This is a genomic window from Candidatus Neomarinimicrobiota bacterium (assembly GCA_021734025.1).
Lineage (GTDB): Bacteria > Fidelibacterota > JAANXI01 > JAANXI01 > JAANXI01 > JAANXI01.
In genome coordinates, this window is record JAIPJS010000006.1 from 54,121 (window position 1) to 70,104 (window position 15,984).

Genomic DNA, 15,984 nt, shown 5'->3' on the forward strand with positions numbered 1-15,984 from the left:
TCATGAATATTTTCAGGTTAGATTGAATGCCCGCGTAGGTGAAAATTAGAGCAGTGTATGAATCTTGCCGAGTGTCTCATTAAGCACTGAATCTGGCGCTTTTTCCATAAATTGTGCTTGTCGTTTTTTCCAATCGAGACTTTTGACTTGGTCGGAGAGAATCACACCCGTGGCTTGTGTAGATTTCGGGAGAACCACTTCAAACGGATACCCTTTTTGCTGGTTGGTGATCGGACAGCAAATGGTGAGTCCAACTTTTGCGTTGTACGACTTTGGGGAAACCACGATTGCCGGGTGATGTCCCGATTGTTCGTGTCCGGTTTGTGGAGACAATTCCAACCAAATGAGGTCTCCGCAGTCTGGGACATACTGTTTGGCTACCATGTTTCATTCCCTTGAGGCGTCCCCGTTTCAATCTCACCATGGGTGTTCTCAGCGGAGATTTGGGATAAGAGATCGTCGAGCGAATAATGGGGTACCGCTTTGGGTTTAATATGGAGTTCGCCTTCGGCAACCTGGAGATCAACTTCCGTATGCTGGTCTATATGTAATTCCTCGGCGACATGTTTTGGAATACGCACCGCTAAGCTGTTTCCCCATTTTTTGATATTAGTAGTATACATGGGTCTGTCCTCATGAGTTATTTAAACTTCGGCTTAAAAGTATCATTTTGTATATACGCCCGCAAGGCTTATTTCGGGCATTCAACCTGTCCTCCGTTGCAACGGACAGCACTAGCCGCGGAGTTTTACGTTGGTTTTCCCAACAATTCACGCCAAGTGTATTTTCGAGGGCCAGATCGGGGAATCTGAGTTTGGTAGGTGTTTCGACGTTTGGGTCACTTCTCCAGATCATTTGGATATGCCGAAACATTGCAACAGGCTGCCGGTGTACTTGGGCCATTAGGTTTGTTCCCTTATTAATTCTATCAGAAAGCCTACAAAATATGAAGCCCCCCGACTTCACAGCCCGCGTTCCTTGCACGTCTCCGTCCGGGGATGGAGTCTGGGCGAAATCCCTCTGGAAAATTATTCATCCATCCCGCTACGGCGGGACACAAAAAAAGCACATTTTCTATCTGATTACCGCATTGATGATAAGAAAATGTGCTGTGAACTATGGTCTGATGAATGGAAGTCGTGGAATTACATTATCATATTGTCCTTATTTCTAAACGGAATTATTCATAAATCGGAATAATTTGAATAGCCCCGGCATTTATGCCGGGGTATTTGAAGCATTTTTAACTTTTGTGGGGCTTTAGCCCCTTTTTTTATCAGAATTAATAATTATTATCATTTTTGAAGTAACTCGCTACCGTTCCCGGCGGTGCCATCAGGTTTATAAGATTATCCATCAAATCCAATTGCCTTGCAGAACGGAGGGGCGGGTTATTGCGCGCTTTCTCCATCAGGACTCCGGTTGTGATTCTGAACAAAGTAGGAATATTAGTGGAATCCTGGTTCACAACACACCTTTTTTCCTGTTTTGCGGGAAATCTGAAATTGTTACATCGTTAAAATTCACTGCGTAATCGGTACAATGGAGATTTAAGCATCTCAGAAAACGAATCGCTGCTGGAGTTATTTGCCTGATATTGATTGCAATCGGATATGGTCGTGTTTTTGGCAGTCAATTACACGTTCGCATCGGCGATCCCGTTTACGATTACCTGGGGCGAAAACCCACAACTTCCTCCCACTTTTTTCTTGACAAAAAAGTGGGCAAAAAGTCAAGGCTGCCAAGATAATTTTGGAGGCCATTCGAAAAACCAACTATAAAAATAAGTATCTTTTTAAAGCAGAAACCCCGCTCTTTTATCGGCCTTGAAAACTGGTTTGTTCAACCGCTCGGTGAGCGCTCCGGAAGGAGCCTTGCCGGGAGGCATCTCTGGTGAGGCTGGTGAGGGAAGACAGTGAGAACCAGCTGTCTGACCGAAGGGAGTTTACCGACAATGAAATGCTAACGAAATCATAGATTCCGAGCATTTCAAATCGGCACAGGTCTGGTTCTCACCTGAAGTGAACCGTACGCGGTTTCAAACCAGTTTTCTCCGCCGGGTTTTTTTCGCACTTTTTTTCTACCTGTCCCGATCCGTCGGGAAAAAAAAGTGCCCAGAATCAATGAAAAGGCATGTATTTGTAGTTTTTTGGATAAGCTATATTTATTACCTTTCTTCGATTCAAACTCAACTATATGGAGCCTTATGCGCGTCGGAAAATCAATTTTTATCGGATTAATATTGATTTTGGTGGTATTCAATATCGGCCACAGTTCCCAGCTCCACGTTCGCAGTGGTGATCCCGTCTACGATTACCTGGAACGCATGGCCACTCGTGGCTTACTGCCGGGCTACATGGACGACACCCGGCCGCTGACGCGTGATTATATTGCCGAACAATTACAACGCCTTGACGAGCAACGCCCGGAACTCTCCAGGATCGAAAAAGAGATTCTGGACGAATACCTGGCGGATTATCGGTATGAGCTGACGGAGGATCGGCATTTCCATATATCAGAAGACCGGAGCACTTATCACACGTTCCGCTCGATGAAGACATTTGCCCACGCATTCAAAGAAGCGTTTCAGTATTCACCGTCCAGGGAAGAATTGCACCTAGTCACGTATGAGGAGAACGATAATCTAATCTGGCTGGACTGGAATGAAATGGGGCGGTATGAGAGGAAAGGTTCCACAAACAGGCTGTTAACCCAACACTCGTATCGGCTTGCAATGCAACTTGGGAAAAATTTCAGCCTCTATAGCGACACGCGAATTTTTGATGTACAATATGACAAAAACTTTAACAATCCCCCGGATGAGTATAAGGGAGGGTTTCTAGCAAGTGGCCGGGAGGGCAGCTTTGGTTTTGATCGGGAATTTTCCTTTGACTATGCTAACGCTTATGTCCAGTATACTTCTAATTTCGGCCGGTTCTCTTTGGCCTCGGAGCCTCTTGTGTGGGGTAATTCACAGCATTCCACTATTTTATCCAATAATGTGGATCCCTTCCCCTTTATCAGCTGGTCAAAAATGATCCGGCAATTTCGGTTCTCGTTCTTTCACGGGTCTATCCTCCCGGCGGAACCGGCGGAAACCGATCCGGAGACCGGCAGCGTCACCTTCGGCGAAAAATACCTTGTGGGACATCGCTGGGAATTTGCTTTGTCCGACAAATTCCAGGGAGCCTTCACCGAGATGCTGGTCTACGGCGACCGCGATCCCGAACTTATTTACTTTATCCCCACCGTCTTCCTGTGGCCGGTGCAGCACAACCTGACGGTCCGAAATCAGGACAATATTCTCTGGTACTTTGAGGGTGAATATTATCCCATTGATGGAGTCAAGCTCTACGGTACTCTGATGATCGATGAGCTCCAGCTGGACAAAATCTTCAAAGATTATTACCGCAACCAATGGATCATACAGGGCGGATTGCTTGTGACTCCGAATATCGGCTGGCGCCCAACAGATCTCACCGTAGAATTTACGGCAGTCCGGCCCTGGGTGTATACGCATCGGGTTCCGTTATACGGCACTTACACCCATAATGGCCGGGGATTGGGTTTTTACGCCGGGCCGAACTCTCAGCTGCTGCATATCGAAAACCGGTGGTGGCTCGACGCCCGGCAACACCTTGCGGTTCAATTCGAGCAGTTAAAGGACGGCACAAATCCTAACGAACCGGGGGATAACGACTATTATCCCCTTGGCAATGATCCAAACCAAAATTATATGCACAGAGATCCTGCCCTGGACAACAGTACCGGATGGCTAGTTGGCGATATCCGGACTTCACGGGAATTGGGTCTCTCCTGGAGTTACGATTTAACCAACGTCTTCCGGACCGAACTAGGCATTGCCAGACGGTGGGAAAAAGATGAAAATTATAATTTGTATTCTCTACAGGTCAGGTTTGATATTTAATTGTTGCAATCATTTCAATATCAAAATTGAGAGCTTAATAATAAACTACCCCGAGGCAGAGACCTCGGGGAATTCTTTGATTAATAGGGATACCTGAACATTTCTTCAAATAATTTTTAGTTTATACTATTGAAAATACTAATCACTTCCTATTAATTATTTAAATTTAATTTAGATGGACTACTATTTTGATAACAACTCATCAAAATATTTAATAGTATGTTTCAAACCTTCTTTTAATGTTATTTTGGGTTCCCAGTTAATCACTTCTTTTGCCATACTGATATCAGGTTTTCTGTGTTCAGGATCATTTTGCGGAAGATCCCGAAATACTATTGTTGAATTGGAACCTGTAAGTTCTATAATATTTTCTGCTAATTCCAGAATTGTGCTCTCCACCGGGTTCCCTAAATTTAAGGGTCCGGTAACACAAGCATTAGACTCCATCATTTTGATCATCCCACTTATTAAGTCATCCACGTAGCAGAAAGAACGGGTTTGTTTACCATCACCATATACGGTGATAGGTGAATCTTGTAAAGCCTGCATAATAAAATTACTCACAACACGCCCATCATTGGGATGCATTCGAGGACCAAAAGTATTAAAGATTCTAACAACTTTTATCTCTAGCTGGTGTTGACGGTAATAATCGAAAAATAGAGTTTCGGCTGCACGTTTTCCTTCATCGTAACAGGAGCGCGGTCCAATCGGATTTACGTACCCCCAATATTCTTCTGTTTGTGGATGAATTTGCGGATTCCCATATACTTCACTGGTTGAAGCCTGGAGTATTCTTACATTCAATCTTTTAGCAAGCCCTAACATATTAATTGCACCGTGCACAGAAGTTTTCGTTGTTTGTACGGGATCTCTTTGGTAATGAATTGGTGAAGCAGGACACGCTAAATTATAAATTTCATCACCTTCGATATATAGGGGAATCGTTATGTCATGCCTCATGAGTTCGAAATAAGGATTCTCAATCAGATGTTCGATGTTTGCTTTACTACCAGTGTAAAAGTTATCAATACATAGGATATCATGGCCTTTTCCGAGTAGTGCCTCACTGAGATGCGAACCCAAGAAACCAGCGCCACCTGTAACGATTGTCCGTTTTTTTGTATAACGATCCATTAGAATTCCTTCTATTGATTTTCGGGATTGGACACGATTCGCAAAAAATCACTCTTTGTACATAGGTGAATCTCTGAGATTATATTAAATGATTCTATGATTGGGTATCTCGGTAATGATTTCGCCGACAAATAGAACTGAATGAATATAATAACCGGGTATTTTGTGCAATTAGTAAGCTCCTTTACCGAGAAGAACAATTGGAATAGTATCGAATATTATTTCAATATCAAATAGTATTGATTGATTTTCTATGTAATATAAATCTAGCAAACACATTTCTTCAAAGGAAAGATCACTGCGACCAGATATTTGCCATAACCCTGTAATCCCTGGCTTGGCTTCACCGCGTATTTTGCACCAATTATATTTCTTTAAATCACCATTTAACATCTCGAAATCTTCAACTGGCAGTGGACGAGGTCCCACAATACTCATCTCTCCCTTGAGAACATTTATAAACTGCGGAATTTCATCCAGACTATACTTTCGCAATATTTTCCCAATGGGTGTAACCCGAGGATCGTTTTTCATTTTAAAGAGCGCCCCGTCAGATTCGTTTTGATTCCGTAATTCGTCTTTTAATTCTTCTGCGTTCTCATACATGGTACGAAACTTTAGAAATGAGAAGGTATTTTCCCCCTTATATAATGATCGGTCCTGCTTAAAAAATACTGGTCCTTTTGATGTCATTTTAATTAATAATGCAATAAGGAGGCCCATCGGCGCGAGAATCACACTTGCCACTATTACTGCAAATAAGTCAAACATTCGTTTTAACTTCTCACGTACAAACATATACCGGTAACGAATGGGGCCCGTGCTAAATGGAATTCCGGTGATATCCCGGATATTTAATCGTTGAATTAAATCATCGGTCTTAGGAGAAACTACCTTTACTTTCGCGTGATATCGTCTGGCCGATTGCCGAATACCGTTTACATGGCTGTCCGACAAGGTCTCTTTCACAATAAAAATGTTATCTGTGGGATGCGTTTCCAGAATATCCGGTAGATTCTCCTCCTTCCCGATAATCGAATCTCTGATTGAGTTTAGCGTTTTTTCCGGAGCGCCGTTGACAACGAATCCGTATATCTGATAATGATTTCTATAATGATTTTTCAGTATGTCGTAAAATTCAACTGCATGCCTATCAGTGCCTATTATTATGCTTCGTTTTTTTCCGAAGCCATGCTTTAAAAGGAATTGATTTAACCTGTATGCTAGAGAGCGCCATACCGAAAGTAAAAAATATTGACTCATCAGGAAAATAATAATGACTGCCCGGGAATAGTCCTCTCCCTTTGCCAAAAAAACAAACAGCGCTAAAATGAATGCCAACATAATAATCACAACCTTTAATTGTCGCTTTTGTGTTGGCAGTGGAATTTTAAAAGTCCCTCGATATACGCCATTCACAATGGCAATCGGAAAAAACACGATATTAGCAACGACTAATAACGCGATATAATCTTCAATGATTGTAAATGATGAAAATCGCAAATATAAAGCAGAAATAAATGCTGCATTCATTAAAAGATAATCAAAGACAAGTATGAGCATGCTATACAATAAAGGCCAGTTTTTTTTTACCATTTTTTTACTATTATGATGGTTTAGAATATAACGGAATAGTTTTAAAAACTTTTAAATAATTATTACATTTTTTTTATACTACAATTTATACTTATTAACTTAGCAGAACTTCGATTTTTCTTTTTTTGAACTATAGGTTAAAATAAATGTAAATAAACTAATTAATAGATCATAATGATACATTCACAGGTTTTGGCAATTTATTGGATGCTTTAATTTTACTAAATGAACTAAATTTTTTATCCTTTTCAGATATTATAGGATTTTTAATCATCCAGTCAATTGCTAAGTCCTGGTCATTCCAAATAATTCCGTATTCATCGTTAGGTTGATAATAAGCAGTACATTTATAATTCACATCGGCGCATTCAGATAATACAGAAAACCCGTGTGCAAACCCTGGAGGGCTATACATTTGAACATGATTTTTATCGCTTAAAATCTCACCATACCAAACTCCAAATGTCTTTGAGTTTTTTCTCAAGTCTACCGCTACATCGAAGATTCTACCTCTACGGACACTCACCAGTTTGCCCTGAGGTTGGCTTCTTTGATAATGAAGGCCACGCAAAACTCCTTTGAAAGAACGGGACCAATTATCCTGCACAAATTTATTTTTTATACCTATACATCTATATCGTTCTTGTTGCCAAGTTTCCAGAAAAAAACCTCTTTCATCCTCGTAAATATCTGGTTTTATTATTAACAGTCCGTTGAGCGGCTCTTTAACTATTTCCATCAATTATTTACACTTTCTTGTTGTAATAATTCTAGGCCTCTGAATAGAACTGTGGATTTTTTTTCGACATAATTTAAGTCTCAATGGATACAAGTATTCATGCCAATGATTAAATCTGGAGTCGATTTCTCAAATGCAAATAGGGTGTTGGGTTGGCTATCCCCCGTAATTTGGTCCGCAGGGTTTTTGATAGACTCGAAAATGGTTGTTATTGCCCATAACAACCATACCTCAATATCCCATCATTATGAATCACTGTATCCAAACTCTTTAGGGCCCCTCTACTTGTGAATCCCTTTGCTCAGAATTTACTTTCATCGACTTCCATTTCGCCGCCGGATGGTGATTCGGTCTCAAAGAAGACAATATTATGTTCACGCCCTGCCCGCAATAACCAATTAAAATTGTTCCGCGGCAAGTCGAGTATCGCTACAAATTTGGCGACTTCAATATCCAGGGCAAACAGTTGTACTAATGCCCGAATTGATCTTTAGGGATTTTTGACGATTTGAAAACATAATAACCCGCACCAAGGCTGAAATATACCATTTTTCTGGTATGCTGTTCTAGTCATGAGCCTTAAATTTAGTGCTGTCCTTATAAGTTTAGCCTGATATGGTTATTTGGAACAGCTCCTCATACTGTTTTGCGATCTTCTCCCAAGTGTATCTCTCCTGAATCCGTTTAGGAGCACTTCTCTTCAATTTGTCTACTAAGTTTTCGTTTTGCTCCAGAGATTCTATTTGTTCTCGCAGTGATTGTACATTTTTTTCAAAGAACCTTCCATATTGACCATTAAGCAAAACTTCTCTGCTAAATCTAGTATCCAAAGCCAACACCGCACATCGTTTTGAAAGAGCCGTTAATAACGACGGATTTGTCCCACCATATTCATGACCATGTAAATAGACATAAGACTTTAAAAAAAGATCATTTAAAAAATTTTGATCTCGAATATAACCGGTAAAGATTATTTTGTCAGACATATAAGATTTCACTCTGGAAGCCCACTGATCGTGATACGGCGTATCACCGACGATGACTAACTTTTTGGTGGAGTTACTTTTGTGAAATCCTTCGATTAAAAGTTCCGCATTATTATCTGGTACCAATCGTCCAACAATTAGGTAATAACCCCGTGCCTTCAAACCGTGAATCTTACAAAAATTTATGAATGCATCAGTAGTCGTTTGGCTTTCCTCTCGTACCAAATTCGCTCCATACGCGATCACTACAGAATCAGCGTTAAATTTCTTCTCATAAACTTTTTTCATCTCTTTGCTGTCTGAAATGAGCACATCCATGTACTTGGTGGCTTTTTGAGAAGCCCAAAGAAAATACTTCCCTCCAATCCCCTCCCATTTGGGTCTTTCCCATTCTAAACCATCTGTAATTATAGCCGTTTTAGTTCCAAATATTTTGGTCAACAACCCCAATGGGCCATTTGCCGTATTGACATATAAAATCATATTATAACGCATGAATAGAGCGTGCATAGTACTTAAAATGCTATTGGATAACTGGCTTAGAGACTTCTTCTGAATTGCAGGCAGGTAATGCAAGGTAACATTGTTCACTTTTTTGGGTTTATTCTCAAATAGCTGGCGATGACAATAAACGTGAAAATCAAACTTGTGGTTTAATCGACCTAGCAATTCTCTTATAAACGTTTCGTAGCCACTATATACATAAGGATAGCCTCGGGTTCCAATTATTGCAATTCTTTTCGTATTTAACATATCAGCTGGGTACGACATTAGATACAACTGCGGAAATGTTCTTCTTAAACGCATCTAATGTAAAAAATGTCTCAAGACGTCTGCGCCCTCTATTCCCAAATTCTACCCTCTTTTTTTTATCTGATATTAATTTTTCAATGTACACAGAACCGGCTTTCGCATTATCCCATGGAATATGATATCCTGTCTTTCCATGTTCAACCATTTCCAAAGCTCCCCCATGTGCAGTTGCTACAACCGGTACCTGCATTGCCATTGCTTCCAACACCACTGTCGGCAAAGGGTCTGGAAGGGTTGAAGGCAATACAAAAACATCAAACCCTTTTAGTAAGTTAGGTATATCCCTTCTATAACCAAGGTCGTAAACAACGTTTTCCAAACCAAAACCCTGTATTAATTTAGACAAATTCTCATATAAATATTCGTACCCAGAAAACGTATCACCTACCATAATAAATCGGACATTTTCGAAATCTTGATGAATTTTATTTGCCATTTTAAGGAAATAGTCTTGTCCTTTCCAGTGGTGAACCCTTCCTATCATTCCAACAATAGTACACCGGTCATCACATCCTATTTCTTCTCTTAGTGAGGATCGAGATACATCAAAATCTTCCAATGGTATCCCATTATGAATAATTTTAATAATATCCTTTTCAGATTTCCTCTTATAAATGGTATCCCAGTATTTCTTCACCGGTGTTGAAACTGCTATTGCCGAATCAGATAGGTGTTGTATCAGAACAGATAGAAATAGTGCAAATATTTTGGGAGAGTCAATAATCTCATGAATATGCCAAATATGCTTTTTTTGAAAAAATTTTGCCGCAAATGCACCGCATAAAACGGCTAACGTATTCGAGTAAATTACATCAATCTTATCTTCTCTAATGATCTTTCCCAATTTAAGTATTGACCATACTAGGGCATAAATCCTATTGGATAGCCCAAAAAAATTAAGATATTTCCTTCGTATAATTCCCAATTCCATCGTTTGGATTTTACATTTTCTTTTACGTAATTCACTAACTAACGGCCCTTCGTTGGGGACACATACTTGACACACATGTCCTTTCGATTGCAAAGCATCGATAACATATAACATTATTTTCCCGGAGCCATACAAATCTGACGCGGAATGAATAAATAGAATGTTCACAATTAATTTAATTTCTATTTTTTAATATACGAGCAGGATTGCCAGCAACAACAGAATAGGGGGCAATATCTTTAGTTACGATGCTTCCTGCAGCTACAACAACACCTTTGCCGATAGTAACGCCCGGCAATATGACGCTATTAGAACCTATCCAGCAATCATCCTCAATTTTGACGAACTGCCTTTCTATGCCTTGCTCTTTGATTGTAATATCAGTTCGCTGAAAATTATGGTTCTCTGAATAAACACTAATCCTGGGACCAAACATTACATTGCAACCTATCTCTATGTATCCCGAGCATCCGATATAGCTGTATGGCCCAATATTAGAATTATCACCTACCTTCAGCCCTTCACCCGGCTCTCCACCGTAAAAATTACTCGGTCGAATAAGCGCATACGCTCCAACGGTAACATTTGTACCAAATTTTATACCTTTTTTAGCTAATCCATTAATTTCACAACCTTCCTCTAATATTAGGTTTTTACCTGCTTCTATATGATGAGTATTCATCAACCTGACACCTTTTTTAACAAATATAAATCCCTCTTGCTTCTTAAAGTTTATTCCTACACACTTTCCTCGAACAAGACTCATCGCCATTGAAAGAAGCATAGTAACCACTGGGAGTAATGTCCACTGTTCATGAAGTGTAAACGATTTATCTTTTTTAATACGACGAAATAACTTTTCAAATAAAGATTTCATTATGCGCTTATCCACTCAAAAAACCTGCGTTTAAATCGGTAGTAGTGTTGTCCCCACATAACAAATAATATATAATCCAAATCGGCTCGCCATCCAGCTCCATATCGTTTGCGTACCTTCGATGATTCCCTTACCATAGACACAATTTGGTCCATTGATTTAGAATTAGTATGAAGCCTATAATTTGAGAGAATTTTATCGATATAACAAAAATTCGCCTCTTTACTGATCCGCAGCCAATATTCATAGTCCATACTATAGTTGAGTTCTTCGGAAAATAACCCGAATCGTTGAAATATATTTGTTCGCAAAAATACTGAGGGCTGATATAAATAATTACCCATTAATAACTTTTTCCGATTAAACTCACCTGGTCGCTTTACCCGTGTGACTATATTATTTTCATTTATGAAGTTGCATCCGCCATATATTAAATCGCAATTCGGATTTTCCTGAAACACAGTCGCCACTGACTGAAGAACTCCTTCATTATAGGTGTCATCAGAGCATAAATACGCCCATATTTCACCGGTTGCCTTTTTCAATCCTTTATTAATTGCGTTGGATTGCCCTGTATCCGGCTCGCTTATCCAATACGTAATATGTTTTTCATACTGCTCTATTATTTCAACAGTCGAATCGCTAGAGCCGCCATCAATAACAATGTATTCAGTATTTGAATAATCCTGATTTATTACACTTTGAATAGTTTTCTCGATAAATTCACCCTGATTAAACGAAGGTGTAATTATTGATATTTTGGGGAGTTCCTTCAAAGCATTTATACCATTTTTTTATTATTAATTTGCTGTCTTATAAACATTGAAAACACAAAACTAGAAAAATTAATACCCAAGTCTGAAAATATTTCTTAGGCCCATTTGTCAAATTATAATTCTTTTAGCATTCGAAAATACTTATACGAAACACGAGGCATATTAAGCAATGCGATTCCAGCCATAATCAATAAATAGTAAGCTCGAAATGATATTCCTGGTTGGAATATCCAATCCAAAATTATCAATAAAGTAAGAGTAATAATTTGTCCTTGAGAAGAAAATGCTTCTCTTATTAGGAACCTCACCCTTTGTTTAATGGAAGCCTTTGAGTTGTCGTACTTGTTATCCCTCCAAAGTTCATCAATAATTTTTCCATTGGGATCTCGATTTCCTTGAAGTAAGAAGTCGAGTATAACTCTATTTGCGGCAGATTGGGCGTATGATGATAACCACATTCCCACAATCAATCCGGCCCAAAGATATATCTCTGCTCCATATTTATGATAGCAAAATAATCCAACAGAGAAAAAAAGGAGTGGAGTAAGGAAGTAGTGTACCAGAGCATCAAAATACGGTCCGGCCTCATTAGGTTGCCTTTTTCCTTTTTTAATATTGTACCGGGCAATTTCTCCATCAGCCATATCCAATATATAATAGGAGTTTAGTAGAACACAGCTAATCAATAGTATTTGCATATCGTTATAAACCTGTAAAAATGCTCCTGTTATTGCAACAATTGAGCTTAGAAAAGTCACTGTATTTGCTGGGATACGCAGTTTAAGAAAGATATACGTGACATATACTGAGATATGTCGAAAAAAAATTCTGTTGGTTAAAAAAGGGTCGCGACTACCTTTACTCGTAATATTTTTAACATCTTGTATTTTCATAGATTAGTACTCTAATATTTTTTTGCAATAAATTCGTTTAACTATTAACCTCTTTGCTAAAACATCTTACTATTAACGGTAATTGTTTTGCTCAATGTTTTTCACAATATCTGTAGTAGAAATTTTAGAGGTGCGGGGTAAATAGACAGTTTCACATACATCGTTCAATTCGTCGAACTTACCCTCCCAATCATCTCCCATAACAAGAATATCAACATTCTTTGATAGGATATCGTCACGCTTTTGTTCCCAACGATTCTCCGGAATAACTTCATCTACGTAACGGATAGCCTCCACTATCTTTATTCGATGCTCAAATTTATAGATACATCGTTTTTCTTTAATTTTGTTAAATTTATCTGTTGAGACCGCTACTATTAGATAATCTCCCAATTCTCTCGCCCGCCGAAGCAGCTCTAAATGGCCAAAATGAAATAGATCAAAAGTACCGTAAGTTATAACTTTTCTACTCATAAATAACTAATCCTTCGAAATTAAAATTATATCAAAATTGTTAACCTATCTTGGCTATGATTAACGAAACATCCTTTCGCATTGAGGGTATTATAAACAATAATCCAACAAACACCACTACAGATAGTATTTTAAAAACTATTTCATGAATTGCCCACATGGCTGGCAGATAATTCAAATTAACGACCATGAGTACAATAAAAGTCAAAAAACAGGATACAACTTCTGTATTAAATACTGATACTTGGATCATTTTTTGTCCAAAATAATATGCCATAAGAAAGATCAACACATATGTACCAAGCGTAATCAAACTCACGATCATTACATTAAGAACATTTAACAATAATATATACATTACAATATTAAATATTGAACTGACAAGTGCGATAGTATAGTAATTTTTTCTACCCTTTTGGAGATAAATCCCGGTTGAGAAAAGGTAATAAAAACCCTGAAAAACAAATACCAATGAAAAAATCGGCACATAAATTGCTGAGTTGACATATTCGATATCATTTGCGAGGTCTAAAATATTACTAGCAAAAAGACTGATCGTTAAAGTCAATAAGAGACCGACGTAAGTGACATAGATATAAACCTTTCGGAAAATTTCCGGAAAATCGTTTCGGCTGAAATTTTCGTTGACAAACGGAAGCCATGCTAAGCCAAAAGGTGCAATGAGTAATCCTCCAACGAACACCGAAAGCCGATTAGCCATTCCCAACATAGCAATATCGCTGAAACTGTTATTTATTTTTAAAAAAAACCGATTTGAACTGTTGATAAATTGAAAGGCCATTGAGGTTGATAATACAGAAACACCAAATCCTAAAATCCGTCGAGCCAAATTTAAATTTAGATTTAAGGTTATCCACTCCCTTATGAAAAGAATACCGATTAAAGTCGAGAGCATGATGGCAATCAGGCCACCATATAAAAAGGCCATATAAGTTAAATCCAAAAATTTGATAAATAAAAATGTGAGCAATAAATAGAAAACCACATTACTCACTGTAACAATTAAAAACTTCTTCGGTTTTCTCTTTAAACGTAAAACTCCTAGTGCTACAGATCGCAACGCAAAAGATACAGATATTGAGACTGTAACGACAACAGCATCAAAATAGACTATATTATTTTCATTTAAAAAGACGTAGAGACCTATTAATATTAGCAATCCTATTACAATATCAATAATTAATATGTACCAAATCGAAACTGAAACTACTTCAGTAAACTTCGCCTCAATATCTTTATAGGCATATCGTTGAATCGCGGTTATTATACCCCAACCTAATCCAATAGATAATAAGTTTTTTGCAGTTAAGAAAAAATCCAATACACCAAAGTCGTGAGGCTTGATGTAGATAAAAATTATTGGTAGAAAAAGGACCTGCATCATCCGATTTAAGAGTTCGGCCAAACCGTAGATGGAGATATCGGCCGTGAGGGATTTTAATTTATCATACATCGCTTAAATCACCTCGATCGGACAGGATATTATTGATAGATTCGACTATACGTAAACTGCTTTTACCATCCCGAAATTTGTGATACTTCTGCACAAACTTTTGTCTTTTTTGACGAAAAGGATCTCCCGTCTCTATTACCCCAACTAATATACGTTTTAACTCTTTCTGATTACGAATTATAGGGCCTGGAGCATAATGCGGGTCTTCTATATCAAAATACAGGTGATTATCCTCTATTGCATAATTATCATAGAAATATAATAGAATAGGGCGATCGAGGAGTAAAAAATCGAATAGACAGCTTGAATAATCAGTGATAAGAACGTCAGATATTTTCAACAGGTATTGGGTATCAATGTCCCAGTGACTGATGTTCATCACGCTCTTTTCATCAGGTATTCTATCCTTATGGATGGCATAATTATAATGTGCCTTATACAACAGTATTGTATTGGCATTACTAAGGAAATCTTGCATTTCTTGGTCATCGATAAATGGTATTGGGTTTATTTTGCCTTTACCAAATTTGCGATGGGTTGGTAAATACGATACAATCCTTTTATCACTCAATTTCCATTTTTTATGATTGTCAATACCTTTAAATTTTTCTTTAACATGCGTGTCATAAAAAAAAATATCATTTCTTGGTAAACCAGTGACATACACATTTTCTGTCTTAAAAGCAGTGCTCAATGATTCATTAAAAAATTCGGCGGTGCTCGGAATTAATCTTGAGTCTTCCCATTTAGAAGTCGCTGCAAAAACATTCCATATTTTATCATAAAAGGGATTTCGTTTTAAATTATGGCCTTCAAAGTCATATATGATTTTTTTGATAGGCATACCATGAAATAAATTTACTAGAATTTTATCCTTTGATGGTTGAAAAAAATGTATATCTGACCGGTTAGTACAAAGAATTCCTACACCTGCTTTTAATATGGAAAAAATGCCTTTTGCGGAGTAATTGTGGTAGCACTCGTAACCTTCCGTTCTCAGTTGGGAAATGACACGCTTATTAGTCGTAATCCAAATCGGATGAATTTTTCGATTATGATGTGCAACATGTAAAAAAAGAAATTTTGAGTTGTCGATAAAATCCTCTCCCTTTCCAGCACCAAATACCCAATAGTCTTTATTTGGACGTACAACAAGGGCAATAATTTTTACAGCAAGGCCGAGAAGTATTATACTTGATTTTTTAAGTTTATTAAAACTCATACATCGAATCCTAGTAATTAAATTATTTCTTAATCGATACGATCTATTTGAATCTATATTAGAATGTTCAATTAATATTGGGGTACCATGCTTCAATTACGTTCATTTCAGAGAGACTACAAACCGACTGACTACTTT

At 38.1% G+C, this 15,984-nt stretch carries 14 protein-coding genes; 1 reads left to right on the top strand and 13 read right to left on the bottom strand.

From position 1 onward, the window contains the following. Nucleotides 1-45 precede the first annotated feature (45 nt). Nucleotides 46-384 carry an endoribonuclease MazF gene (gene mazF, locus K9N57_08630; GenBank protein MCF7804241.1) on the bottom strand — a complete coding sequence of 113 codons (339 nt, stop codon included), beginning with the start codon at nt 382-384 and terminating at the stop codon, nt 46-48. Then, a complete protein-coding gene (locus K9N57_08635; GenBank protein ID MCF7804242.1) occupies nt 378-623 on the bottom strand; it encodes an AbrB/MazE/SpoVT family DNA-binding domain-containing protein in 246 nt (81 codons plus the stop codon). The genes mazF and K9N57_08635 overlap by 7 nt, the downstream gene beginning before the upstream one ends. Nucleotides 624-2,206: 1,583 nt before the next feature. Here K9N57_08635 and K9N57_08640 point away from each other — a divergent pair. After that, entirely contained in the window at nt 2,207-3,928 is a 1,722-nt protein-coding gene (locus K9N57_08640; protein ID MCF7804243.1) for a hypothetical protein, read from the top strand. Between the two features lie 183 nt (nt 3,929-4,111). Here the strand turns inward: K9N57_08640 and K9N57_08645 are convergent, their stop codons facing one another. The 11 genes from K9N57_08645 to K9N57_08695 form a co-directional block, all read right to left on the bottom strand. Then, nucleotides 4,112-5,065, bottom strand: coding sequence for an SDR family oxidoreductase (locus tag K9N57_08645; protein ID MCF7804244.1), 954 nt, complete (start codon nt 5,063-5,065; stop codon nt 4,112-4,114). 171 nt (nt 5,066-5,236) lie between these two features. Further along, nucleotides 5,237-6,661 (bottom strand): sugar transferase, encoded by a 1,425-nt coding sequence (locus K9N57_08650; protein MCF7804245.1) that lies wholly within the window; start codon nt 6,659-6,661, stop codon nt 5,237-5,239. Between the two features lie 169 nt (nt 6,662-6,830). Next, nucleotides 6,831-7,400, bottom strand: coding sequence for a dTDP-4-dehydrorhamnose 3,5-epimerase (rfbC, locus tag K9N57_08655; protein MCF7804246.1), 570 nt, complete (start codon nt 7,398-7,400; stop codon nt 6,831-6,833). Between the two features lie 605 nt (nt 7,401-8,005). Then, nucleotides 8,006-9,139 carry a DUF1972 domain-containing protein gene (locus K9N57_08660; protein MCF7804247.1) on the bottom strand — a complete coding sequence of 378 codons (1,134 nt, stop codon included), beginning with the start codon at nt 9,137-9,139 and terminating at the stop codon, nt 8,006-8,008. Nucleotide 9,140: 1 nt separating this feature from the next. Beyond that, nucleotides 9,141-10,244 (bottom strand): glycosyltransferase, encoded by a 1,104-nt coding sequence (locus K9N57_08665; protein MCF7804248.1) that lies wholly within the window; start codon nt 10,242-10,244, stop codon nt 9,141-9,143. Between the two features lie 61 nt (nt 10,245-10,305). Continuing rightward, nucleotides 10,306-11,007: an acyltransferase gene (locus K9N57_08670; GenBank protein ID MCF7804249.1), complete on the bottom strand. Its 702-nt coding sequence runs from the start codon at nt 11,005-11,007 to the stop codon at nt 10,306-10,308. Further along, nucleotides 11,007-11,783, bottom strand: coding sequence for a glycosyltransferase (locus tag K9N57_08675; protein ID MCF7804250.1), 777 nt, complete (start codon nt 11,781-11,783; stop codon nt 11,007-11,009). The genes K9N57_08670 and K9N57_08675 overlap by 1 nt, the downstream gene beginning before the upstream one ends. 113 nt (nt 11,784-11,896) lie before the next feature. Further along, the gene (locus tag K9N57_08680) at nt 11,897-12,676 is read right to left on the bottom strand and encodes a CDP-alcohol phosphatidyltransferase family protein (GenBank protein MCF7804251.1); all 780 of its coding nucleotides are present in this window, start codon (nt 12,674-12,676) and stop codon (nt 11,897-11,899) included. A gap of 72 nt (nt 12,677-12,748) precedes the next feature. Beyond that, nucleotides 12,749-13,150: a glycerol-3-phosphate cytidylyltransferase gene (gene tagD / locus K9N57_08685; GenBank protein MCF7804252.1), complete on the bottom strand. Its 402-nt coding sequence runs from the start codon at nt 13,148-13,150 to the stop codon at nt 12,749-12,751. Nucleotides 13,151-13,190: 40 nt separating this feature from the next. Next, nucleotides 13,191-14,624: an oligosaccharide flippase family protein gene (locus K9N57_08690; protein MCF7804253.1), complete on the bottom strand. Its 1,434-nt coding sequence runs from the start codon at nt 14,622-14,624 to the stop codon at nt 13,191-13,193. Continuing rightward, nucleotides 14,617-15,846, bottom strand: a complete 1,230-nt coding sequence (locus K9N57_08695; GenBank protein ID MCF7804254.1) for a CDP-glycerol glycerophosphotransferase family protein — start codon at nt 15,844-15,846, stop codon at nt 14,617-14,619. Before K9N57_08695 ends, K9N57_08690 begins: the two co-directional genes overlap by 8 nt. Nucleotides 15,847-15,984: the final 138 nt, after the last annotated feature.

Excerpts from the sequence above, each read along its gene's own strand:
- mazF (MCF7804241.1), bottom strand. The coding sequence starts at position 384 with ATGGTAGCCAAACAGTATGTCCCAGACTGCGGAGACCTCATTTGGTTG.
- K9N57_08635 (MCF7804242.1), bottom strand. The coding sequence starts at position 623 with ATGTATACTACTAATATCAAAAAATGGGGAAACAGCTTAGCGGTGCGT.
- K9N57_08640 (MCF7804243.1), top strand. The coding sequence starts at position 2,207 with ATGCGCGTCGGAAAATCAATTTTTATCGGATTAATATTGATTTTGGTG.
- K9N57_08645 (MCF7804244.1), bottom strand. The coding sequence starts at position 5,065 with ATGGATCGTTATACAAAAAAACGGACAATCGTTACAGGTGGCGCTGGT.
- K9N57_08650 (MCF7804245.1), bottom strand. The coding sequence starts at position 6,661 with ATGGTAAAAAAAAACTGGCCTTTATTGTATAGCATGCTCATACTTGTC.
- rfbC (MCF7804246.1), bottom strand. The coding sequence starts at position 7,400 with ATGGAAATAGTTAAAGAGCCGCTCAACGGACTGTTAATAATAAAACCA.
- K9N57_08660 (MCF7804247.1), bottom strand. The coding sequence starts at position 9,139 with ATGTTAAATACGAAAAGAATTGCAATAATTGGAACCCGAGGCTATCCT.
- K9N57_08665 (MCF7804248.1), bottom strand. The coding sequence starts at position 10,244 with ATGTTATATGTTATCGATGCTTTGCAATCGAAAGGACATGTGTGTCAA.
- K9N57_08670 (MCF7804249.1), bottom strand. The coding sequence starts at position 11,007 with ATGAAATCTTTATTTGAAAAGTTATTTCGTCGTATTAAAAAAGATAAA.
- K9N57_08680 (MCF7804251.1), bottom strand. The coding sequence starts at position 12,676 with ATGAAAATACAAGATGTTAAAAATATTACGAGTAAAGGTAGTCGCGAC.
- tagD (MCF7804252.1), bottom strand. The coding sequence starts at position 13,150 with ATGAGTAGAAAAGTTATAACTTACGGTACTTTTGATCTATTTCATTTT.
- K9N57_08690 (MCF7804253.1), bottom strand. The coding sequence starts at position 14,624 with ATGTATGATAAATTAAAATCCCTCACGGCCGATATCTCCATCTACGGT.
- K9N57_08695 (MCF7804254.1), bottom strand. The coding sequence starts at position 15,846 with ATGAGTTTTAATAAACTTAAAAAATCAAGTATAATACTTCTCGGCCTT.